Below are 21928 nucleotides of genomic sequence, written 5' to 3' on the forward strand. Positions count from 1 at the left end.
ACGATGAAGCATCTCGACGTCGAAGGAATCGGTCCGGTGAGCCGCATCGGCCTCGGCACGTGGCAGTTCGGTTCGCGGGAATGGGGGTACGGCGACCAGTACGCATCGGGCCCGGCTCGCGACATCGTGCAGCGCGCCCGTGCGCTGGGGGTGACCCTGTTCGACACCGCCGAGATCTACGGTTTCGGCAAGAGCGAACGGATCCTCGGTGAAGCACTCGGCGACGAGCGCGCCGATGTGGTGGTGGCCAGCAAGATCATGCCGATCGCGCCGTTTCCCGCCGTGGTCAGGCAGCGCGCGCGGGCCAGTGCCCAGCGGCTCGGGGTGGACCGCATCCCGCTGTACCAGATCCACCAGTCCAATCCGCTGGTGCCCGATTCAGTGATCATGCCCGGGATGCGGGATCTGCTGGATCGCGGCGAGATCGGTGCCGCCGGGGTGTCGAACTACTCGCTCGAGCGGTGGCGCAAGGCCGACGCCGCCCTGGGCCGGCCGGTGGTCAGCAACCAGGTGCACTTCTCGCTCGCCCATCCGCAGGCGCTCGACGACCTGGTGCCGTTCGCCGAACGCGAGAATCGCATGGTGATGGCGTACAGCCCGCTGGCGCAGGGCCTGCTGGGCGGCAAGTACGGGCCGGACAACCGGCCCGGCGGTGTGCGCGCGATGAATCCGTTGTTCGGCACCGAGAACCTGCGTCGCATCCAGCCGCTCCTGAACACCCTGCGCGACGTCGGGGCCGAGGTCGGCGCCAAGCCCGCGCAGGTGGCATTGGCATGGCTGATCAGCCTGCCCGGCGTGGTGGCGATTCCCGGCGCGTCGAGCGTCGAGCAACTGGAGTTCAACGTCGCCGCCGCCGACATCGAGCTGAGCCTGGAGTCCCGCGATGCGCTCACCGCGGCGGCGCGGGCGTTCCGTCCGGCGTCCGCGGGCCGGTTCTTCACCGACCTGCTGCGCGAGAAGGTCGGCTAGGCGATCCTCAGCCGCCGACGTAGGCGGCGAGGTGCTCGCCGGTCAGGGTGGCGCGGCCCGCGACCAGGTCGGCCGGCGTCCCCTCGAAGACGATCCGTCCGCCGTCGTGTCCGGCTCCCGGGCCGAGGTCGATGATCCAGTCGGCGTGCGCCATGACTGCCTGGTGGTGCTCGATGACGATCACCGACTTGCCGGACTCCACGAGCCGGTCGAGCAGGGCCAGCAGCTGCTCCACATCGGCGAGGTGCAGGCCGGAGGTGGGTTCGTCGAGGACGTAGACCTCTCCGCTCTCCGCGGCCTTGTCACTCATCCGGGTGGCCAGCTTGAGCCGTTGCCGCTCGCCGCCGGACAATGTGGTCAGCGGCTGGCCGACGGTGAGGTAGCCCAGTCCCACCGCCTCGAGGTTGGTCAGGATGCGCTGGGCTGCAGGCAGTTTGGCGTCGCCGTCGGTGAAGAACGCCAGCGCGTCGGACACCGGAAGGCCGAGCACCTCACTGATGTCCTTGCCGCCGAACGTGTACTCGAGCACCGACGCGTCGAAACGCCTGCCCTCGCAGACCTCGCACGTGGCGGCCACACCGGCCATCATTCCCAGATCGGTGTACACCACACCCGCGCCGTTGCAGTTCGGGCATGCGCCTTCGGAGTTGGCGCTGAACAGCGCGGGCTTGACGCCGTTGGCCTTGGCGAAGGCCTTGCGGATCGGTTCGAGCAGCCCGGTGTAGGTCGCCGGGTTGCTGCGCCGAGAGCCACGGATCGGGGTCTGGTCGACGACGACGACGCCGTCGCGGCGCGCCACCGAACCGTGGATGAGCGAACTCTTCCCCGAGCCCGCGACGCCGGTGATCACCACCAGCACACCGAGGGGGATGTCGACGTCGACGGCGGCCAGGTTGTGGGTGTCGGCGCCGCGGACCTCCAGGACACCGGAACGCTCGCGCACCGCGCCTTTGAGCGAGGCCCGGTCGTCGAGGTGGCGACCGGTCAGCGTGTCACTTCCGCGCAGCCCGGCCACCGTCCCTTCGAAGACGATCTCGCCGCCCGCGGCGCCCGCGCCGGGGCCGAGGTCGACCACGTGGTCGGCGATGGCGATCACCTCGGGCTTGTGCTCGACGACGAGCACGGTGTTGCCCTTGTCGCGCAGCCGCAGCAACAGCGCATTCATCCGGGCGATGTCGTGGGGATGCAGCCCGACCGTCGGCTCGTCGAACACGTAGGTGACGTCGGTGAGGGCCGAGCCGAGGTGCCGGATCATCTTGACGCGCTGCGCCTCACCACCCGACAACGTGCCCGACGACCGGTCCAGTGAGAGGTAGCCCAGCCCGATCTCGACGAACGCGTCCAGACCCTGGCGCAGCGCCGCGACCAGCGGACCCACCTTCGCTGCGGCGTCACCCAGGTCGCGCACCCACTCGGCGAGGTCGCTGATCTGCATCGCGCACAGCTCGGCGATGTTGCGGCCGTTGATCTTCGACGACCGGGCGGTCTCGGACAGCCGCGTCCCGTCGCAGTCGGGACACGTGGTGAACGTGACGGCGCGCTCGACGAAGGCACGGATGTGCGGTTGCATCGCCTCGACGTCCTTGGCCAGGTAGGACTTCTGGATCTGCGGGATCAGTCCCAGGTAGGTCAGGTTGACGCCGTCGATCTTGAGCTTGGTGGCCTCCTTGTACAGCAGGGCGTCGAGTTCCTTGGCCGTGAAGTCCCGGATCGGCTTGTCCGGGTCGAAGAAGCCGCAGCCGTTGAAGATCCGGCCGTACCAGCCCTCCATGCTGAACCCGGGGATGGTGAGCGCACCGCCGTTGAGCGACTTGCTGTCGTCGTACAGTGCGGTCAGGTCGATGTCGTTGACCGCACCGCGGCCTTCGCACCGCGGGCACATTCCGCCGACGATGGCGAAGTCGCGGCGCTCCTTGACCGTTCGTCCGCCGCGCTCGATGGTGACCGCACCGGCTCCGCTGATCGAGGCGACGTTGAACGAGAACGCCTGCGGCGATCCGATGTGCGGTTCGCCCAGGCGGCTGAACAGGATGCGCAGCATCGCGCCCGTGTCGGTGGCCGTGCCGACGGTGGACCGCGGATCGCTGCCCATCCGCTGCTGGTCGACGATGATCGCGGTGGTCAGGCCCTCGAGCACATCCACCTCGGGCCGGCCCAGTGTCGGCATGAAGCCCTGGACGAAGGCGCTGTAGGTCTCGTTGATCAGCCGTTGCGACTCGGCGGCGATGGTGCCGAACACCAGCGAACTCTTGCCGGAGCCGGAGACACCGGTGAACACGGTGAGCCTGCGTTTGGGCAGTTCGATGTCGATGCCCTTGAGGTTGTTCTCGCGTGCCCCGTGCACACGGATGACGTCATGGGTGTCGGCGGCGGGAAGTCCTCTGCTCATCGGGTCAGATCGTGCCACGGGGTACCCGCGACCGGAACCCTGGCGGCGGCCGCCGATTCAGCTCCCTACGGCCACCGGTGTGTCGAATTCCACCGGCAGGCTGGTCGGGCCGCTCATGCCGAGCATCGGCTTCCACGGGGCCGAACCGGCCCGGCGCAGATTCGGCAGCCGTCCCGCCAGTATCCGCAGCGCTTCGGCGAGCTCGAGCCTCGCCAGGTTCGCCCCGAGACAGTAGTGCACCCCGCCACCGAACGTGAGGATCGCCGGCGGGTCCTCGCGGGTGATGTCGAATCGATCCGGATCGCGGTAGACGGCCGGATCGCAGTTGGCGGCGAACGTATTCACGAGGACGAACGTGCCGGCGGGAAACATGTAGCCGCCGACGGTGACGTCGGCGTTCACGGTCCGCAGGGTGCTGCACACCGCGGGCGAGTGACGCATGCTCTCCTCGACCGCGCGCATCGCCAGGCCGGGCTCGGTCCGCAGCATCGCCCACTGGTCGGGGTGGTCGCACAACACCTGAACAGAGGCGGACAACTGGTTCCGGGTGGTGTCGGTCCCGGCCACCAACAGGCTGGCGACCGTCATGCGCAGTTCGTCGGCGCTCAGCCGGTCGCCGTCGTCCTCGGCGCGGATGAGTTCGGAGAGGAGATCGTCGGTGAGATCGCGGCGCCGCTGCGCGATCATCGTGTCGACGTAGGCGTCGAGTTCGGCCCATGCGCCCAAGACGGCGGGGATCTCGGCGATGAGATCGACGTCGAAGCTGACCATCTTGAAGATCTCCTCCGCCCAGCGCGAGAACATCTGCCAGTCCTCACGTGGCGCGCCGACCAGGGCGCAGATGACCGGGATCGGGTAGTGCCGGGCGATGTCGGTGACGACATCGCATCGCTTCGTCTCGGCGACAGCGTCGGCCAGCTCGTTGACCACGGCGACGATAGTGCCGTGCAGGCGGGCGGTCGCGCGCGGCGTGAACGCCTTCGACACCAGGCTGCGCAGCCGATGGTGATGGGCGCCTTCTGCGCACATGATGCTGCCGACCACCCGGTCCCAGAGCGGCCCCGAGGTCACGCCCTGCGCCGTCAGATGTATGCCGGGCGGAATCACGAACCGGCTGTCACGCAGGATCGTCCGGGAGAGTTCGTAGGACAGCACTTCCGGACCGAGCGGGCCGATGGCGACCGGCGCCTGCGCCTGGGCTTCCCGGATTCTCGGCAGCACCTCGCGCGGCGTCTCCGTGGCCTCGTAGTGCAACACCGGGAGATCCGATTCGAACACGCTCGGCGCCGCGGTTTCGACGTTCATGGTGCCTCCTTGGCGGCGAGGAATCTGACGGGCAGTCGCGGCAGGGTGCAGGTGGCGGCGGGCCAGGCGATCTCCGGTGTGTAGTCGGAGACGAGCTCGAAATCGGGGATGCGGCGGAGCCATTCGGCGATCACGAGATTCAGCTCCATGCGTGCCAGGTGCGAGCCCAGGCAGCGGTGCGCACCGCCGCCGAAACCCCAGTGTCTGTGCAGCTTGCCGTCGAGGACGATGTCGTCACCGGAGGTCGGATCGCTGCCGTCGCGGTTGATCGCACCCAGGCAGAGTCGGACCTGCGCTCCGGCGGGGATCGTGTGGCCCGACACGGTCACCGGCCGCGTCGTCACCCGTCCGACGACCGGGGCCGGAGGTTCGAGTCGGAGGATCTCCTCGACGAATCCTGGTATCGCAGCGGTGTTGTCGCACAGCTCGCGACGCAGGCCGGGACGCCTGGCCAACTCGAGCATCGCCGCGCCGATCGCCGAGGTGACGGTGTCCAATCCGGCGAGGACGAGGACGAAGGCGAGTCCGAGCGCCTCCTGATCGGTGAGTGCGTCGTCCCCGGTGAGGAGTCGCGACAGGATGTCGTCGCCAGGGTCGTCACGATGGGAGGTGACCGCCTCGCTGAGGTACTGGAACAGCTCGACGGCGGGCACCAGAGCGGCGGGGTCGGGGTCACTGTCGAGGCTGATGCCGATGACGCCGTCCTTCCAGGCGATCAGCCGCTGCCGGTCGGTGAGCGGCAGACCGAGCAGGGTGAGGAACACCTGCGAGGGATACGGGGTGGCGAGATCGGCCATCACCTCACACCCGTCACCGCCGGCCGCGATCCGTTCGATGATCTCGGCGGCCTGCGCCTGCATCGACGGGAGCATGCGTCCGAGCGTCTGGGGACTGAAGAACGAGTGCAGCTGCCGGCGGTAGCGGGTGTGATCCGGGGGATCGCAGGCGAGTGGAATGAGCGGCACGGGGCTGACCATGGTGTCGAACGCCCTCGATGACGAGAAGGCCTCGGAGTCGCGCAGTGCAGCGAGCACATCCTCGCGCCGGGTGAGGTAGTACCACCCGTCTCCGGTCACCACGGGTCCGAGGTCGCGCAACGCCGCCCACCCGGCGCCGCGGTCGCCTGCCATGGGCAGACCGTCGTACAGGATGTGCGGCAGTGCGGTCCGCTCGTCGGGCGTGGCCATGTCATCCGCCCTGTCGGTGTCGCCGGTGACCGTCACGGCACATTGGTCGCGAGGAAGGTCAGCGGCAGGCCGAGCACCGAGAGGTCGACCTCGTCGAGATAGGTTCCGTCCCCGTCGAAGTGCTGCCGGAAGCGCGTCGTCCCGCCGTAACGCCCGGCGACGGATTCGGCTGCCTCGGCCCCGGGGACCCGGATGACGACCGTGTACACCCCGTCGCCGTGCCCGGCGAGAAAGTCCCGAACCGACGCGGCGACCGTGGCCGTGGATCCGGTGAGCGGACTGATCAGTTCGATCCCCCGTTCCCAGTCGAGGTGGACCTGCAGGCCGAGCTCGGTCAGCTGCAGGTCCTGCAGTGCGAACCCGATCTCGGTGAACATCCGCGCCGCCTCGGCGTGGCGTTCGGGCGCGACGGCGAACACGACGTGGTGCAGCTGGGTCGCCGCCGGTCCCTCGGTCACGGCCGCACCAGCCCGCGCGGCCGGACGAGACCGAGGTCCAGATGGGTGATCCAGCCGGGCGCGGCGTCGCACACGTCGGGGATCGCGTTGATCGCGCCCATCGCGGTCCACGCGTAACCGGGGTGGGAGAAGGCGCCGTCCGGCTGCTCGACGCCCTGCAGCGTCAGCTCAGTCGGTGGGTCACCGTCGATCACGATGCGGTACCGCGTTTTTCCCCAGTCCCATGCGGGGTCGAGTCCGTCCGGTCCGGTGGTCAGGTAGATCGCGTGGAACACGATCAGGGGCCGGCCGTCGACCCACGCCGTCCACTCGTGGTGCTGGGCGGCGACCGTCCCGCGCGCGATGGTGCCCTCGTCGTGCGGGATGTCGCGCGTGGCGGTGGCGGCCCGCAGGTCCGCGGTCACCTCGCTGATGTCGACACCGAGTCCGTCGGCGATCATGTGCATCGACTGCGCGAAGAAGGGCACCCCGAGACCGAGAATGGTCGGCGTGGAGAGGAACTCCTCCTTCGGCTTGCCGAAGCCGAGCCAGTCGATGTGGTCGACGGGTGCGTCGGTGAGCACGTTCACCACTTCGTAGACCTCGATGCGCTCGATCCTGTCGATCACCCGGGCGAGGGTGAGGGGCAGGATGTCGCCGGCGTAGCCCGGGTGTATCCCGCCGCCGTGGAACGACACACCCCCCTCGGCGCACGCGGCGCGGATCTGGTCGCCGTACTCGGCGAAATCGGCGCTCGGATAGAAGAAGCCACTCGTGGTGACGACGTTCTTCCCCGATCGCAGCAGGCGGCAGACGGTGTCGACGTCCATGATGACCGGTGTGTAGAAGACGCAGTCGGCGTCCAGTGCGACGATCGCGTCGATGTCGTCGGTCGCCAGGACGCCGTTCGGTGCGGTCCCGGCGATCTCTCCGGCGTCCTTGCCGACCTTCTCGGGCGTGTGCACCAGCACACCGACCAGTTCGAAGGTCGGGTTGCCGGTGAAGTGCCGGACCCCGACCTGCCCGACGTCTCCCGTCATCCACTGGATGACCCGATATGTCCTCGAAGGGTTGTCAGACATCGAGCTTCGACCTTTCACCGGGCGGCCAGAACGCCGCGGGGCAGCATGAGCGGGAGACTGGTGTAGGTGGCGATGCCGGGCGGCGCCGCGACCACGGCGGGGATGGCGGTGATCGCCGGCATGGCCGTGATGGTCAGGCCGAGCATCACGAAGTCGTCGAGTGTCTCGGCCCGGAAGTCCGGCGGCGGCTCGAAACTCAGGGTGGTCCTGATCGTCGGCCGGCCCTCGACTTCGACGGTGTAGCCGAAGTCCATCGGCCAGTCCGGTTGCAGCGACTGGCCCTTGCGCCACCGGCCGCGCACCTCGATCACCTCGCGTCCGCCGATGACGCCCTGCCAGCGCACATCGACCCCCGCGACGCAGCCCTTGCCGATGGTCCAGCCGCCGGGGAGTTCGAGATCCTCTGTGGTCTGGGCGTAGTCGACGCCGCACCGCACCTCGTCGAGGCGGGCGCCGAGGGCGTCGGCGACCAGGAGCACGGCCTCCCGGAAGATCCACGACCCCTTCTCGGTGATCGCGGGGAGATCCGGCTGATCGATGGGATACCCGAAACCCATTGGCTTTTCGGTCGCAGGCGAGTTGTAGATGGTGGTGTCGAAGGACTCCAGGATCGAGATGCGGTCCACCCGGTCCGACAGCCCGGCCGTGACGATCGACAGCATCTGCATGAATCCGGGGTTGATGCCACTGCCGAAGATCGTCGCGTCTCCGCGCAGACACGCCTCGACGATGCGCTCCCTGTCCGCGCCCAGTCCGTGGCCGGTGATGAACTCCGAGGTCGTCACCACGTTGACCCCAGATTCGAGGATTCGGATGAGTTCCTCGACGTCGGCGAACATCGGGTTGTAGACGACGCAGTCCGGCCGCAGTGCGAGCAGGGCGTCGACGTCGTCGGTGGCCGGTATCCCCAGGGCGGGGATACCGGCGAGCTCACCGGCGTCGCGGCCGACCTTGTCCGCCGACCAGGCGTAGCAGCCCACCAGTTCCAGCAGCGGGTTCGCCGCGATCGCCTGCACGGACTTCGTGCCGACGTTGCCGGTGGTCCACTGGACGACGCGGTGGGTCACCCGCCGGCGGGCTTCCTCGACAGCACGCCGCGGCCCACGATCGTCGGCAGATCGAGGAATGTGCGGATTCCCGGTTCCGCCGCGCAGACGGGAGCGATCGCGTGCACGGCGTGCATGGCGGTGCCCAGGCAACCCTGGTCGGTGTCGTCCTCACCGTGGGTGGCGATCCGGGATTCGAGCACCATCGACGGCAGACCCTCGACGGTGACCTTCCAGCCCCGGCCGTTCGGCCAGTCCGGCGCCTGCTCGGCGCCGAGGCGGGTGATGTGCTCGACGGTGAGCGCCCGGCGCCCCTCGATGATCGCGGTATAACTGAAGCGCTGCGCGGCAACGGTTCCCGCCTCGATCCGGCCGGCCTTGACCTCGATCGGCTTGTCGGTGACGGCGACGTGCCGTTCCCAGACGTAATCGTCGATGGTCGCGCCGAGACCGTCGGCCAGCAACATCAGCGGGGCCTTGAACGACAAGCCGCCGACGGCCTCCTCGTCCATCGGCACCTTCTCGTCGGGCGGCTTGCCGAAGCCCATGACGTCGAACAGCACGAACGGAACGCCGTAGGTGCTGTAGTCCATGAGTTCCTGCACCAGCAGCGAGTCGACCCGGCGGAACAGTCCGGACATGGTCAGCGGCAGCACCTCGGCGGCCCAGCCGGGCTGGATACCGGTGCCGTGGAACGACGTTCCCCCTTCATCGCATGCGGCCTGCAGCCGTGCGACCACCTCGTCACCGACGCTGTGCGGGTAGATCCAGGCGGTCACCGCCGTCGAGACCACGTTCTTGCCCGAGGCCAGCAGCCGGCAGACGTCGTCGAGGGCGACCGGCGGGTTCCACTCCCCCTCGGCCATGTACAGCACGCAGTCGGCGTCCAGGGCGATGATCTCGTCGGCGTCGTCGGTGGCCGTGACGCCGATCGGGCCGATGCCGCAGATGTCGCCGACGTCGCGGCCTGCCTTGTCCGCGTTGTAGACTCGGGCGCCGACCAGTTCCAGATCGGGGTGTTCGTGTACCGCCGCGACGGCGTGGCTGCCGACGTTGCCGGTGGCCCACTGGATCACCCGCAGCTTCTTCGTCACGGTTGTTGTCCGGGAGTCTGTCCGGCGGCCTCGCGGGCCTGGCGTGCCTCGTAGCGGTCGACGAGCTCGCGGAAGCCGAGCCTGTCGTATTTCGGGATCGGTTGGATCCCCCACTCGTCCTTCGCGGTGTCCTTGCCCTCTGCGCCTTCCGGCGGGCCCAGTGGCGGATAGGGGTACTTGCACTCGAGGGTGTCGTCGGAGTAGCGGACCTTGAGCAGCTCACTGCAGATCTGGGTGAGGCTCAAGGTGGGGTAGCCGTAGTAGACGGCCATGAACGGCAGGGTGAAGGCGCCCTCGATCACCAGCGCGACGAGGCACACCAGCACCGCACGTTTGATCCATTTGTGCATGCGTGCGTAGTAGGGCGTGGTGCCGGGCGGCAGGTCCTCGGCCGTGGTCTGTTCCTCGGTGGGTGACGGTGTGGTCACAGTCGTTGCTCCTTGCGCTCAGTCGGAGAAGATCTCGCGGTTCACGGTGTGCAGGTACGGGATCGCGAGGAACGGGGTGATGTAGAAGATGTCGTAGAGCCACCAGCCGATCACCGGGAACACCACGCCGGCGTACCGGACGTCGGCGAACATCGTCATGTTGAAGACATAGACGGTCCAGATGACCACGCCCATCCAGCAGGTGATGATCATCCACTGGTGGCCCCACCGCTTCATCTGCAGGAATCCGATCGCCGCAGCGCACCGCATCGCGAAGACGGTGATGATCATGCCCATCACCATCGCCTTCTCGCCGGGGCCCGCGGCACCGCCGACCCACAGTTCGTTGTAGTGCCAGAAGTATCCGGCGTCGAACATGTGGCCCCACCCGACCATCAGCACCCGGTTGATCAGGGTGTGATTGGCGACGAGATCCAGTGCCCAACCCAGGCTGTTGAGCATTCCGTCGATGAGGACCAGGTAGCCGATCAGGGTGACGATCATCGGGCGCACGGACAGCCCGGCCCGTAACGCCTGGCGCTGCAGCCATACTCCGCGCATGAAGATCGGGAATCCGATCAGGCCGGGCGCCCACATTCCCATCAGTGCGGCGCCGACGATCATCCACTTGTCGGCCCGCCGTTGCGCGAGGCGCGATTCGTCGTGGTGCTCATCGAACGACACCGACCCGCCCGGCGGCGCGCCCGCCACCGCCGCCCCAGCCGCCGAACGCCGGCCGAGCAGCGGCAGGTTCACAGGTCCCACCACCCGCGGCTGAACGACATGTACAGCTGGATCAGGAACATCACCAACAGGTAGCCGTAGATGGCGATCTGGAAGACGATGAGTGCCCGCTTCCGCTTCTTCTCTCTCTGGTCGACCATCGGAATTCCCTTCTAGAGTGGTTGCGCGCTGGAGGTATCGCTCATCAGGCTGGCGGCCGCGACCTCCCGCAGGCCGTCGTTGATCGCGCCGTCGGTGCTCAGTGGTGCCAGGATGCTGGCTTCGGCCGCTTCGAGTTCGCCTGCGCCCGCGGCGATCAGCTGCCCGGCGGTGACCAGCACCCGGGTGGACGGCGGCTCGAAGTGGAAGGCCTGATCGGCGGTGCGGATAGCGGTCGCGCAGTGCACCAGTCGCCGCGCCACCGCGGAGTCGATTCCGGTCTCCGCGACGATCACCTCGGCTTCGCGTTCCGCGGGCAGATAGGTCATCGGCAGGGTGACGAACCGCTGCCGGAACGAGGGTTTTAGCTCCTTGAGCGAGCTGCGGTAGGCCGGGTTGTACGAACAGACCAGCATGAACTCCTCGGGGGCGTGCACCACCTCACCGGCCCGGTCGAGGTACAGCGCGCGGCGGTGATCGGTCAGCGAGTGCAGGATCGCCAGCGAGTCGTGGCGGGCCTCCACCACCTCGTCGAGGTAGCAGATGGCGCCGGTCTTCACCGCCCGGGTCAGGGGCCCGTCGGTCCAGACGACGTCGCCGCCGGTCACCATGAACCGTCCGACGAGATCGGAGCTCGTCAGGTCGTCGTGGCAACTGATGGTGACCACGGGCCGGTTGAGCAGCGACCCCATGTGTTCGACGAACCGGGTCTTCCCGCACCCGGTCGGTCCGGTGAGCATGACCGGGATCCTGCGCGTGTAGGCCTGTTCGAACAGCTGGACCTCGTTGCCGTTCGCGTAGTACGTGACTGGCGTCATCTCTCCCTCGGATCGTCGGCGGTCATGCGCTGACCAGTTCGCGGTGGACGTGTGCCAGCACCCTCGGCAACTCCTCGACGCGCCGGATACGTTGCGAGCGGCGCGGTCCGAAGACCTCGGGTAGCGGATCGACCCGGGTGGGCCCGACCCCGACGTAGTACACCGAGACGCCCGCGTCGTTGGCCTCCTCGACCGCGTGCGCGGCATCGGCCCAGGCGTAACGGCCCTCGTAGCCCTCGTCGGAGATGAGCCCGTCGCCGATGACGATCAGCAGTCTCCGTTCGGACGGCTGCGCCAGCAGGCGGTTGGTGAGGTGGCGCAACGGGGCGCCGAGCCGGGTGTATCCGCCGGTGGTCAGCCCGAGGCTGCCCGGCGGGACGAAGCGGGCCTCCTCGAATTCCTTGAGGCAGCGCACCTCGACCCGGTGCCGGGTGTTGCCGGTGAAGACGAAGATGCCGTGCCGCTCGCGGGCGTTGGTCATGGCTCGCGACAGCGCGTCGGCGCAGGCCAGTTCCAGCCGGAAGATGCGGCCACCGTGCACACCCAGCGACGAACTGCCGTCCAGCAGCAGCGCGGTGCTGACGTCGCGGTGACGCGGCAGCAGTTCGCGGAACACCCGCGGTTCTCCCGCTTCGCCTGTCCTGCGGTCCATGTAGTGCCGGACGTACTGGTCGACGTCGAGGTCCGAACCGTCCTCCAGGCGACCGGTCATGGCGCGGTGGGTGTGCTCCTCGAACCACTTCCGCAGGTCGGCCGACTCGATTCTCGACTCACCGACGTGTGCGTCGCGCGCCCGCTCCAGTACGGCGACATGATCCGGCAGGAAGCTCTTGGTCCAGGCGTTCCACTCGGGATACGGGATCCCCGGGCGGTGTTCCGGGGTGACGTCGAGGTCGCTCTCGTCGGGCCGGCTCGGCGGTGGCAGGTTCGGATTGCGGACACCGCCGTCGCCTCCCACCGGCACCGAGTGCGGCTGCGGCATCCGCTTCTGCGTGGTGGTCCACGGCAGTCTGCCGAACTGCCTGCGGAACTTGTCGATCAGTCCGTCGGGCACCGTGTACGCCGACGGCAGCCGCCCCAGCAGCGGATCGTCGATGAGCTCGGTGCGCCGCTGCGCCATCTCGACGGCCCGCTCGATCATGGAGCGGGCGTCCATGTCGACGTCACCCGCGTCCAGCGCGGGCACGACACGGCGGAACTCCGGAATCAGGCCAGGCCACCGGGAAGTGACCCAGCCGAGTGCGACTCCCGCCTCGACGAGCGTCAGCGCGTGCAGTTCCCGTGCGGACAGCTCGTTGAGCCGGTAGGCCGCCAGCCGATCCTTCGACGGCGCACACTGCAGCGCGACACCGCAGGTCAGGGTGCGCCGCGACCAGTTCCGCACCGTCGGCGGATACGGGACGTGCACGAAGGTCCGGCCCGCGCTCAGGCTGAAGGCGCGGTGCGTGCCCGTCACGAGTCGCGCGCCTTCGCGGCGCTCGTCGCTCAGTGCCACCGCCGTGAGCGAGCAGCTCCGCTCCATCTCCATGGCCGCCATGTCGGCGAGTTCGGTCACCGCCGGCCACCTCCGACGGCCGGCGCCGGGCGGGACGCGGTCAGAAGGTGCCGATGTTGGAGAACATCCAATACCAGAACCAGATGATGAGACCCGTTCCGCCCCACGCGGCGACGTAGCGGAGAATCTCCCAGATGTAACCCATTGTGCGGCTCCCTCGTTGTGGGTTCAGAGGTCGATGGCGGATCGCAGGGGCGGGAAGGTGTCACCGGACCTCCAGACCACGCACCGCGGAGGCGACCAGCCCGGTCAACACGGCGTCCCTGTTCGCGCGGTCGTCGGTCGCGGTGAGCACCCCGTAGATCCCGAGCAGGTAGAACACGGCACTGTAGAAGGCGTCGACCTGCGGGTGCAGCGCACCCTCGCCCCGCACCCGTTCGATCTCCCGGACCAGCAGCACGATGACGGGATGGTCAGTCCAGCCGTCCGCAAGCGGTCGAGACGGCGAGAAGTGGGACGCCAGAATGTCTTTGAAGAGGCTCTCACCGAGCCGTTGCTGAAGACCAGTGACCAGCCGGGCGACCTCGGTCAGCGTGGCCGACAGATCGTGGGGGGTGGTCAGGAACCGGGTGAGTTCGGCCGCGACACGCGACTCCTCGCGGCGTTCCAGTTCGAGCAGCACGTGTTCCTTGGTCGGGAAGTGGAAGTAGAACGTCCCGTGTGCGACACCCGCCGCGGCCACGATGGTGGACACCTCGGCGCCGGCCATGCCCGACCGCTTGAACTCGGCGACCGCCGCACCCAGGATCCGCTCCCGCGTCTGCCGCCTGCGCGTCTCGCGCGTGGTCGGCTTGAGGTGTGGCGTCATGGTGAGCTCAGTTCTATCGCTGTTACTGATTCAAGTCAATGACTTGCCGACATTTCATGCCCCCGAACTTGTCAGAAGCGCGTGCCAGACGGAGGTCTCACCTGCACTGCGTCGAAATAGCGGGTCAGTTCGCCGATACCGGTCACTGACTTGTTTCGGCGAGCCGGACCGGCGTCCGGCCCCGCGGCTGCGTGCGTCAGTCGGAGAAGATCTCGCGGTTCACGGTGTGCAGGTACGGGATCGCGAGGAACGGGGTGATGTAGAAGATGTCGTAGAGCCACCAGCCGATCACCGGGAACACCACGCCGGCGTACCGGACGTCGGCGAACATCGTCATGTTGAAGACATAGACGGTCCAGATGACCACGCCCATCCAGCAGGTGATGATCATCCACTGGTGACCCCAGCGCTTCATCTGCAGGAACCCGATCGCGGCGGCGATCCGCATCGTGAAGACGGTGAGGATCATCCCCACTTCCATCGCCTTCTCCCCCGGCCCTGCCGCGCCGCCGAGCAACAGTTCGTTGTAGTGCCAGAAGTAGCCGGCGTCGAACATGTTGCCCCAGCCGTTGAGCAGCACGCGTGCCAGCAGCGTGTGGTTCGCCACCAGGTCGAGCGCCCAGCCGACCGTGTTGATCGCGGCGTCGATGATCACCAGGTAGCCGATCAGGGTGACGATCATCGGGCGCACCGAGAGTCCGTCGCGCGCAGCCTTGCGCAGCAGCCAGACCCCGCGCAGGAACAGCGGCAGACCGAAGACGCCGAGGGCCGCGGTGCCGATCAGCAGAGAACCCGAGATCAGCCACTTGTCGGCCTGGCGCTGCGCCTGCTGCGACCGTTCGTGGTGGTCCTCGAACGTCAGCCCGCCGTTCGGCGTCGCCGGGATCTCAGAAGACTTACCCCTGCGCCCGCCGCCCCGCAGCTTCACCGTTGGCAGATTCACGACCCCTCCTAACGATCGCCGACGGGCTCCTCGCACCCGGCGAACAGGCACCGGCCGTCGAACTCCTGGCTGACTATAGTCATCGAAGTGCGGACGGCGAAAGGCTCGCGTCCCTTGGGGGACGGTCAGAGCTGAGCGATCAGCGCGGAGGTGCCACCCGCAGGCTGCGCAGGGTGCGGGTCATGTAGTCGTCGAGCAGCGCCCGGCGTGTCGGCCAGTCGTTGGTGGTGACCAGCAGCGCATACAGGCCGAGGAGGAAGAACACCGCACTGTTCATCGAGTTCACGTCGGAATCGATGTCGCCCCGCTCGCGGGCCTTCTCGATCTGCTCGGCGACGAGCACGATGATGGGGTGGTCGTCGCCGTCCTCGGCGGGCGGACGGGTCTGCGAGAAGTGCAGCGCCAAGAAGTCTTTGAACAGCGACCCGCCCAGGCGCCGCTCCAGTCCGATGATCAGCCGGGCCGCTTCGTCCAACGCCGAGGGCAGATCGGACTTCGACTTGAGGAACTGGCCGAGCTGTTTGGCGATGCGGTCCTCTTCTCGCCGTTCGAGTTCGAGGAGAACGTGTTCCTTGGTCGGGAAGTGAAAGAAGAAGGTGCCGTGGGCGACGCCTGCGGCGGCCACGATCGCGCCGACGTCGGCGTCGGCCATGCCCGACCTCTTGAACTCGGCGATGGCAGCACCCATCAGTCGTTCCCTCGTCTGCAACCGCTTCGCTTCGCGCGCGGATAGACCGTTCGCCACCGCCCTACCGTTCTGCCGTGTTCCGACCTGGTCAGCCGGGTTCGCACCTGCTGTGAACCTTCGACACTAGCGTCTCCGCGCTCCGACTCCGGGCGGCTGCGAGGCATGTGGACCGGCGTGTCAGCCGTGCACATCTCGGCGTCACCCTTCGGAGCCGGATCCGGCATTCTGCTGACTGACTTGAGTCACCGACTATAGGGTGGTCCACATTCCCGTCGGACGTCCCAGGAGCAGCGAACATGGCACTCGAGCAGTTCAATCTGGATGGTCAGGTGGCGATCGTCACCGGCGCCGGACGCGGCGTCGGCGCGGGAATCGCGAAGGTGCTCGCCGAGGCCGGGTGCACGGTGGTGGGCACGGCGCGCACGGAGTCCGAGATCGTCGGCACGATCGGTGAGATCGAAGCCGAAGGCGGAACCGGCCTGGCCCTGGTGGCCGATGCGATCAGCCGGGAGGACGGCGAACGTGTCGTCGGCACCGCGATGGAGACGTTCGGCCGGGTGGACATCCTGGTCAACAACGTCGGCGGCTCCACCTACGGGCGATTCCTCGACATCACCGACGAGGACTTCCGGCACACCTTCGACTGGTGTGTCACCTCGGCATTCATCATGAGTCAGTTGGTGGCCCCGCACATGCTCGAGGCCGGCCACGGCTCCATCGTCAACATCTCCTCGGGCTCAGCGCGTTTCGGGATCCGCGCGCTGGCCGCCTACTGCGTGGCCAAGGGCGGCCTCGAAGCACTGACGCGCGCGATGGCGCAGGAGCTCGCCCCGAAGATCCGGGTGAACGCCATCGCTCTGGGATCGTTCGCCACCGCGGGGTTGCAGGGCAGCCTGGACATGATGCCCGGCTCACTGGAGCGGATGCAGGCGCTCACTCCGCTGCACCGGCTGGGCGATGTCGCCGACCTCGGCAGGCTGACCGTCTACCTGTGCACCAAGGACTGCTACGCCACGAACGCGACGTTCCACGTCGACGGCGGCATCGACTCGAACAACTCGCCGCTGCCCATCCCGGACTACTGAGGCGTCCGTCAGTCCCCGAGGTAGGGGTCGGCCCACGCGCCGATGATGCGGCCGGCACGGTGGGCCTGCCCGGGGCCGGTGAGCAGATGCTCGGCGCCCTCGAGTGAGACGAAGCTGCGCGGGTGTCGCGCGGTGCGGAAGATCTCGCTGGCGTTCGCGATGCCGACGGTGTTGTCGGTCGGCGAGTGCAGGATCAGCAGCGGCATCCGCAGCTCCCGGATCTTGTCGCGCAGGTCGGCCGCCCGGACGTCCTCGACGAACGCCCGCTTGAGCGTCAGCGACCGGCGCCCGGCCATCCACTCGGCGCTGCCCTCGGCCAGCACCCGCTCCACCACGGCGTCGTACTGCTTCTCGGCGTGTGCGGGGTCGAACGGTGCGCAGACGGTGACGACGGCCCGCACGCCGGGGCACTGCCTGGCCGCGGCGATCACGGCCGCCCCGCCGAAGGAGTGTCCGATCAAGATATCGGCCGGAGTGCCGCTGTCGGCCATGAATTCGCAGGCGCGCACGATGTCGGCGACCTTGTGGGTGAACGACCCGTCACCCCAGTCCCCCTCGGAGTCGCCGAGGCCGAGCGCGTCGAACCGCAGCATGCCGATGCCGTCCTTCGCCAGCTGCTTGCAGATGCGCGCCGCCGCCGGCGAGTCCTTGCCGAGCGTGAACCCGTGCGAGAAGACGCCCCAGCCGCGCGGCTCTCCCGCGGGCCGCTCGATGATGCCCGCGAGTGTCGGCCCGGTGGAACTGGAGAAGGTGACGCGTTCGGCCATGCCGGTGGTCTATCACGACTCGCGCGATGAACACCTGTCAACCACGTCACCGGACGTACCGCAGGAACACGAGGTTGCGACCGAGCGTGCGGCTCTCGACCAGTCCCAGGGGTGTCGTACCGGCCGTCGCGCCGAACAGGCGCCGGCCCGCGCCGAGCACGACGGGGTAGACCGTGAGCCTCAGTTCGTCGACGAGCTCGCTGTCGATCAGTGCGTGCACCAGTCGGGCGCTGCCGTAGACGACGATGTCGCCGTCGACCGTCCGCTTGAGCTCGGCCACCGCGGTCGCGACGTCGCCGTCGAGGACCGTCGCGTTGTTCCACCTCGGCTGCCGGTGGCCGGCGGAGACCACGTATTTCGGCATGCTGTTCAATCTGTCCGCCCACTCGCCGCTGCGGGCAGGCCAGCGCGCCGCGAACCACTCGTCGCTTCGCCGGCCGAGCAGCAGGACCTGCGCCGCGCGCGCCTCGTCGAGCATGAGCGTCGCCCACGCGGCGCGGTCCTCGTCACCGGCCGCCGAGATCCAGCCGCCGCGCTCGGAGCCCTCCTCGCCGGTGGGGTCCTCGACGACTCCGTCGAGCGTGATGTTCTCGCTGACGACGATTCGTCCCATGAATGCTCCTCGATCGGTGTTGGCTGTCCCGTGTACTGACACCTCGACGTCGGCGAAGGGGGCGTCCGGCCGGGCGCCCCCTCTGCCCCGCGGCCGGTGTCCGTACAGAGGTGTGGGAGGAAGAGACGCAAGTGATGGCCGACGACCTGGCGGCGCGGGCGCGGACCGGGGACGGTGACGCGTTCCGCCAGCTGACGGAGCCGTATCAGCGCGAACTGCTGGTGCACTGCTACCGGATGCTCGGGTCGTTCCAGGACGCGGAGGACACCCTGCAGGAGACGCTGCTGGCGGCCTGGCGGGGATTCGCGTCCTTCGAGGGGCGGGCCTCGCTGCGCACCTGGCTCTACCGGATCGCCACCAACCGGTGCCTCAACGCGCGGCGGGCGGCCGGTCGGCGCCCGGCCTCGGAGTGGAATGTGCCCGGCGTCGAACCGCGGGAACCGAGCCGGCTCACTGAGGTGGTCTGGCTCCAGCCGTTCCCCGACGCCCTGCTCGAGGGTGTCGTCGACGCGCAGCCCGGGCCCGAGGTCCGCTACGCGCAGACCGAGGCCATCTCGCTGGCGTTCGTCACGGCGCTCCAGCTCCTGCCGCCCCGCCAGGTCGCGGTGCTCGTGCTGCGCGACGTGCTCGGGTTCCGCGCCGACGAGGTTGCCGGCATGCTCGACTCGACCGTCGACTCGGTGAAGAGCGCACTCAAGCGGGCGCGGGCCGGCGTCGAACAGCGCCGGCCGGTGAACGCCGGTCCGCCGTCCGCCTCGACCGGCGCGGTGGTGGCCCGGTTCGTCGACGCGTGGGAGTCCGCGGACGTCGGCGCACTGGTGACCCTGCTGACCGACGACGTCTTCGTGTCGATGCCGCCGATGCCGTTCGAGTACGTCGGGCGTGACCTCGTGGCCGGATTCTGTGCCGACATCTTCGGCGCCGGACGACGCTTCGATCTGGTGCCGACGCGGGCCAACGGGCAGCCGGCGTTCGGCGCCTACCTGCGCGCACCCGGCGGCGTCCGGCACGGCACCGGCGTGTACGTGCTCACCCTCGCCGCCGATCACATCAGCGCGATGACGCGGTTCGACAACTCCGTACTCCCGTCGTTCGGCCTGCCGCGGTCGCTCCCCTAGTTGCGTGCCCTTGTGCCCGGGTCGCGGGGACGTGGACGATATGGCGATGCCGGACACCGCACGCATCCTCGTTCTCGGGTCGGGGTTCGCCGGGCTGTGGGCGGCGCTGGGCGCCGCCCGGCGGCTCGACGAACTCGGCGTGCCCCGCGACGCGGTCGACGTGACGGTGGTCAGTTCCCAGCCGTATCACGACATCCGCGTCCGCAATTACGAGGCGGACCTCACACCGTGCCGAATCTCGTTGCCGCAGTTGCTCGATCCGGTCGATATCCGGCATGTCGCCGCCGACGTGGCCGAGGTCGACCCGTCGGCGCGAACCGTCCGCACCACGGATGGCGCCACGCTGGGCTACGACCGCCTGGTGCTCGCGGTGGGCAGCCGGCTGGTGCGGCCGGATCTTCCCGGACTCGCGGAGTTCAGGTTCGACGTCGACACGTATGACGGGGCGATGCGGCTGCAGGCCCATGTCCGTTCGCTGAACCCGGGCGATCCGGTGTCTGCGACCGCGGTGGTCGTCGGCGCGGGTCTCACCGGCATCGAAATCGCCTGCGAGCTACCGCAGATGCTCGCCGGCGCGCTCGGCGTCACGCCGCGGGTGGTCCTCGTCGACCACAATCCGCACGTCGGTTCGGACATGGGCGATTCGGCGCGCCCCGTCATCGAGGAGGCGCTGGCCGGGAACGGCGTGGACACGGTCACCGGCGTTCGGGTGACCGGTGTCGGCGAGCGGAGCGTGACGCTGTCGTCGGGTGAGGAGGTGCACGCCGCGACCGTGGTGTGGTGTGCCGGGATGCGGGCCAATCCATTGACCGCGCAGTTTGGCGTGCCGTGCGACCGGCTGGGCCGGCTGCCCGTCGACGACTTCCTGAGGGTGCAGGGTGTGAGCGGAGTGTTCGCCGCGGGCGATGTGGCGGCGGCGCGGATGGACGACGAGCACCTGTCGGTGATGTCGTGTCAGCATGGTCGGCCGATGGGCCGATATGCCGGTTACAACGTGGTCGGCGATCTGCTGGGCGCCCCGATGCTGACGTTGCGGATCCCTTGGTATGTCACCGTTCTCGATCTCGGACCGGCCGGGGCGGTGTACACCGAGGGCTGGGACCGGCGGGTCGTCAAGCGCGGCGCCGAGGCGAAAGCCACCAAGCGGGTGATCAACGGCGAACGGATCTACCCACCGCTCGATGGTGACCGTACCGCGCTGCTGGCTGCGGCTGCGCCGGAGTTGCAGGCCGCACCGAAGTAGCGGCTTTTGGTGGATTTGGTCAGTGTGACGGATCTGGCTGTCGGCGTTCGACGCAATGACCTGCGGCAGTTGCTCCGGTAACCCAACCGCATCCGTCAGATCAGCGCTCGAGCACGGGCGATCACGATCGTTCTTCGCCGACCTCTCCGACAGCACATCTTTCGTCCACTCGCTGACGCGCCACCGGGTCGAGGCAGGCTTCCGAGTTGGCATGAGTGGGGTTACTCTGCACCGCCATGACGCAAACGGTGCGGGAGATGACGCGGTTGAAGCGGCGGGCGAGATGGGAACTCCTGCGCAGCGGCGGACTTCCGCTCGAGGGATCCAGCTCCGCTTCCGAGTTGCTCTATCTCGTGCAGACGGTGCGGCGCACGAACGCGCGGCTCGTCGGCGAGATCGGGTTCAACGCCGGGTTCTCCAGTTATGCGGTACTCGCGTCGTGTCCACAGGCGAACGTGGTGTCGTTCGATCTCTGCGAGCACGCGGTATCGCGCGCCGCGAAGCGGCTGATGGACCGGAAGTTCCCCGGCCGGCACACACTGATCTGTGGCGACTCAAGCGAAACGGTCCCCAGTTTCGCAGCGGAGAATCCGGACGTCCGCCTCGATGTGGCATTCATCGACGGCGGCCACGAGTACGAGGCGGCCAAGGCCGACATCGACAACATGCGCGCCCTGTGCTCACCTGACACCGCGGTGATCATGGACGACCTGACGCCATGGCATTCCTGGGGCAAGGGCCCGCATCAGGCGTGGCGAGAAGCCATCGAGGCGGGCGCCGTCTCGCAGACGGAGATATTCAAGGACGGGGAGCCGGTTGACGTGCTCGAGCCGCCGGGAGTCCGGGCCTGGGCGCTGGGCCGCTACACGTAATCTGGTCACCCGCAGCCGAAGTAGCCGCTAATTGTCCGGTGGTGGCTGCGGTTGAAACGGCTCGTACCACCACCAGTCGGCCCGTTCGCCGGTGGGCCCGGGACAGGGTGGTACATCGGGTCGGGGTTTTGTCGGGGGTCGGGCCAGTGACGCCGAACTCAATTGGCGTCCATCCCTGTCGGTGACGATCAGGCGGTCGGCGGGTCCGGTGATGGTGATGCCGCCTCGGTGATGCATCCGGTGGTGGTACGGGCAGACCAGGACGAGGTTGTCGAGTTCGGTGGCGCCGCCGTCCTCCCAGTGCCGCACGTGTGGGCATGCAATCCGCGGGTGGCCCCACACCCCGGCACCACGCAGCAGCGGTCCCGGTGTTCGAGCGCCCGACGCAACCGGCGGCTGATCTGACGGGTATCGCGCCCGGAGCCGATGACCTGCCCGTGACGCTCCAACCACACCTCGAACGTGGCGTCACACAGCAGGAATTGGCGATCGGCGTCGGTCAGCACCGGACCCAGATGCAACGAGGCGCTCTTCTGCTCGACGTCCACGTGGGCGATCACGGTGGTGCGGTGTCCGTGCGGGCGCCGCGCCACCTCGGT

22 protein-coding genes and 1 pseudogene are annotated in these 21928 nt (G+C 68.4%); 5 read left to right on the forward strand and 18 right to left on the reverse strand.

Going from position 1 to position 21928, the window contains the following annotated elements; translation table 11 throughout:
* Positions 1-3 precede the first annotated feature (3 nt).
* Positions 4-969, forward strand: coding sequence for an aldo/keto reductase (locus O6P37_RS17085; protein WP_269895195.1), 966 nt, complete (start codon positions 4-6; stop codon positions 967-969).
* 7 nt (positions 970-976) lie between these two features.
* Here O6P37_RS17085 and O6P37_RS17090 read toward each other — a convergent pair whose 3' ends face one another.
* The 15 genes from O6P37_RS17090 to O6P37_RS17160 all read right to left on the reverse strand — a co-directional run bounded on the left by O6P37_RS17090 (position 977) and on the right by O6P37_RS17160 (position 15631).
* On the reverse strand, positions 977-3358 hold the full coding sequence (locus O6P37_RS17090; RefSeq protein ID WP_269895196.1) for an excinuclease ABC subunit UvrA: 2382 nt from the start codon (positions 3356-3358) through the stop codon (positions 977-979).
* Between the two features lie 57 nt (positions 3359-3415).
* Positions 3416-4663: a cytochrome P450 gene (locus O6P37_RS17095; RefSeq protein ID WP_269895197.1), complete on the reverse strand. Its 1248-nt coding sequence runs from the start codon at positions 4661-4663 to the stop codon at positions 3416-3418.
* Positions 4660-5850: a cytochrome P450 gene (locus O6P37_RS17100; protein WP_269895222.1), complete on the reverse strand. Its 1191-nt coding sequence runs from the start codon at positions 5848-5850 to the stop codon at positions 4660-4662. Before O6P37_RS17100 ends, O6P37_RS17095 begins: the two co-directional genes overlap by 4 nt.
* Before the next feature lie 32 nt (positions 5851-5882).
* Positions 5883-6269, reverse strand: coding sequence for a hypothetical protein (locus O6P37_RS17105; protein WP_269895223.1), 387 nt, complete (start codon positions 6267-6269; stop codon positions 5883-5885).
* Positions 6270-6304: 35 nt separating this feature from the next.
* Positions 6305-7369 carry an NAD(P)H-dependent amine dehydrogenase family protein gene (locus tag O6P37_RS17110; RefSeq protein ID WP_269895198.1) on the reverse strand — a complete coding sequence of 355 codons (1065 nt, stop codon included), beginning with the start codon at positions 7367-7369 and terminating at the stop codon, positions 6305-6307.
* 14 nt (positions 7370-7383) lie between these two features.
* Positions 7384-8436, reverse strand: a complete 1053-nt coding sequence (locus O6P37_RS17115; protein ID WP_269895199.1) for an NAD(P)H-dependent amine dehydrogenase family protein — start codon at positions 8434-8436, stop codon at positions 7384-7386.
* Positions 8433-9509, reverse strand: coding sequence for an NAD(P)H-dependent amine dehydrogenase family protein (locus O6P37_RS17120; RefSeq protein WP_269895200.1), 1077 nt, complete (start codon positions 9507-9509; stop codon positions 8433-8435). Before O6P37_RS17120 ends, O6P37_RS17115 begins: the two co-directional genes overlap by 4 nt.
* Positions 9506-9859 (reverse strand): hypothetical protein, encoded by a 354-nt coding sequence (locus tag O6P37_RS17125; RefSeq protein WP_264012117.1) that lies wholly within the window; start codon positions 9857-9859, stop codon positions 9506-9508. Before O6P37_RS17125 ends, O6P37_RS17120 begins: the two co-directional genes overlap by 4 nt.
* A 96-nt stretch (positions 9860-9955) precedes the next feature.
* Positions 9956-10693 carry a hypothetical protein gene (locus tag O6P37_RS17130; RefSeq protein ID WP_269895201.1) on the reverse strand — a complete coding sequence of 246 codons (738 nt, stop codon included), beginning with the start codon at positions 10691-10693 and terminating at the stop codon, positions 9956-9958.
* Positions 10690-10821, reverse strand: a complete 132-nt coding sequence (locus O6P37_RS17135) for a hypothetical protein (RefSeq protein WP_264012118.1) — start codon at positions 10819-10821, stop codon at positions 10690-10692. Before O6P37_RS17135 ends, O6P37_RS17130 begins: the two co-directional genes overlap by 4 nt.
* Before the next feature lie 12 nt (positions 10822-10833).
* Positions 10834-11637, reverse strand: coding sequence for a CbbQ/NirQ/NorQ/GpvN family protein (locus O6P37_RS17140; RefSeq protein ID WP_269895202.1), 804 nt, complete (start codon positions 11635-11637; stop codon positions 10834-10836).
* 22 nt (positions 11638-11659) lie between these two features.
* Complete coding sequence (locus tag O6P37_RS17145) at positions 11660-13192, reverse strand: nitric oxide reductase activation protein NorD (RefSeq protein WP_269895203.1); 1533 nt, start codon at positions 13190-13192, stop codon at positions 11660-11662.
* 205 nt (positions 13193-13397) lie between these two features.
* On the reverse strand, positions 13398-14000 hold the full coding sequence (locus tag O6P37_RS17150) for a TetR/AcrR family transcriptional regulator (protein WP_269895204.1): 603 nt from the start codon (positions 13998-14000) through the stop codon (positions 13398-13400).
* Between the two features lie 196 nt (positions 14001-14196).
* Positions 14197-14886, reverse strand: a complete 690-nt coding sequence (locus O6P37_RS17155; RefSeq protein ID WP_269895224.1) for a hypothetical protein — start codon at positions 14884-14886, stop codon at positions 14197-14199.
* A 196-nt stretch (positions 14887-15082) separates the two neighbouring features.
* Positions 15083-15631 (reverse strand): TetR family transcriptional regulator, encoded by a 549-nt coding sequence (locus tag O6P37_RS17160; protein WP_269895205.1) that lies wholly within the window; start codon positions 15629-15631, stop codon positions 15083-15085.
* Positions 15632-15927: 296 nt separating this feature from the next.
* Between O6P37_RS17160 and O6P37_RS17165 the strand changes: the two genes are divergently transcribed.
* The gene (locus O6P37_RS17165; RefSeq protein ID WP_269895206.1) at positions 15928-16716 is read left to right on the forward strand and encodes an SDR family NAD(P)-dependent oxidoreductase; all 789 of its coding nucleotides are present in this window, start codon (positions 15928-15930) and stop codon (positions 16714-16716) included.
* Between the two features lie 8 nt (positions 16717-16724).
* Here O6P37_RS17165 and O6P37_RS17170 read toward each other — a convergent pair whose 3' ends face one another.
* Both O6P37_RS17170 and O6P37_RS17175 read right to left on the reverse strand, forming a co-directional pair.
* On the reverse strand, positions 16725-17483 hold the full coding sequence (locus tag O6P37_RS17170) for an alpha/beta hydrolase family protein (protein ID WP_264012124.1): 759 nt from the start codon (positions 17481-17483) through the stop codon (positions 16725-16727).
* 46 nt (positions 17484-17529) lie between these two features.
* Positions 17530-18096 carry a dihydrofolate reductase family protein gene (locus O6P37_RS17175; protein WP_269895207.1) on the reverse strand — a complete coding sequence of 189 codons (567 nt, stop codon included), beginning with the start codon at positions 18094-18096 and terminating at the stop codon, positions 17530-17532.
* A gap of 131 nt (positions 18097-18227) precedes the next feature.
* Between O6P37_RS17175 and O6P37_RS17180 the strand changes: the two genes are divergently transcribed.
* The 3 genes from O6P37_RS17180 (at position 18228) to O6P37_RS17190 (ending at position 21329) form a co-directional block, all read left to right on the forward strand.
* Positions 18228-19214, forward strand: coding sequence for a sigma-70 family RNA polymerase sigma factor (locus tag O6P37_RS17180; protein ID WP_269895208.1), 987 nt, complete (start codon positions 18228-18230; stop codon positions 19212-19214).
* A gap of 46 nt (positions 19215-19260) precedes the next feature.
* Entirely contained in the window at positions 19261-20457 is a 1197-nt protein-coding gene (locus O6P37_RS17185; RefSeq protein WP_269895209.1) for an NAD(P)/FAD-dependent oxidoreductase, read from the forward strand.
* 236 nt (positions 20458-20693) lie between these two features.
* Entirely contained in the window at positions 20694-21329 is a 636-nt protein-coding gene (locus O6P37_RS17190; RefSeq protein WP_269895210.1) for a class I SAM-dependent methyltransferase, read from the forward strand.
* A gap of 27 nt (positions 21330-21356) precedes the next feature.
* On the opposite strand, the pseudogene O6P37_RS17195 reads toward O6P37_RS17190, so the two are convergent.
* A pseudogene (locus O6P37_RS17195) lies at positions 21357-21928 on the reverse strand (DUF222 domain-containing protein); the annotation flags it as partial.

This window comes from Mycobacterium hippophais (assembly GCF_027529605.1).
Lineage (GTDB): Bacteria > Actinomycetota > Actinomycetes > Mycobacteriales > Mycobacteriaceae > Mycobacterium > Mycobacterium arseniciresistens.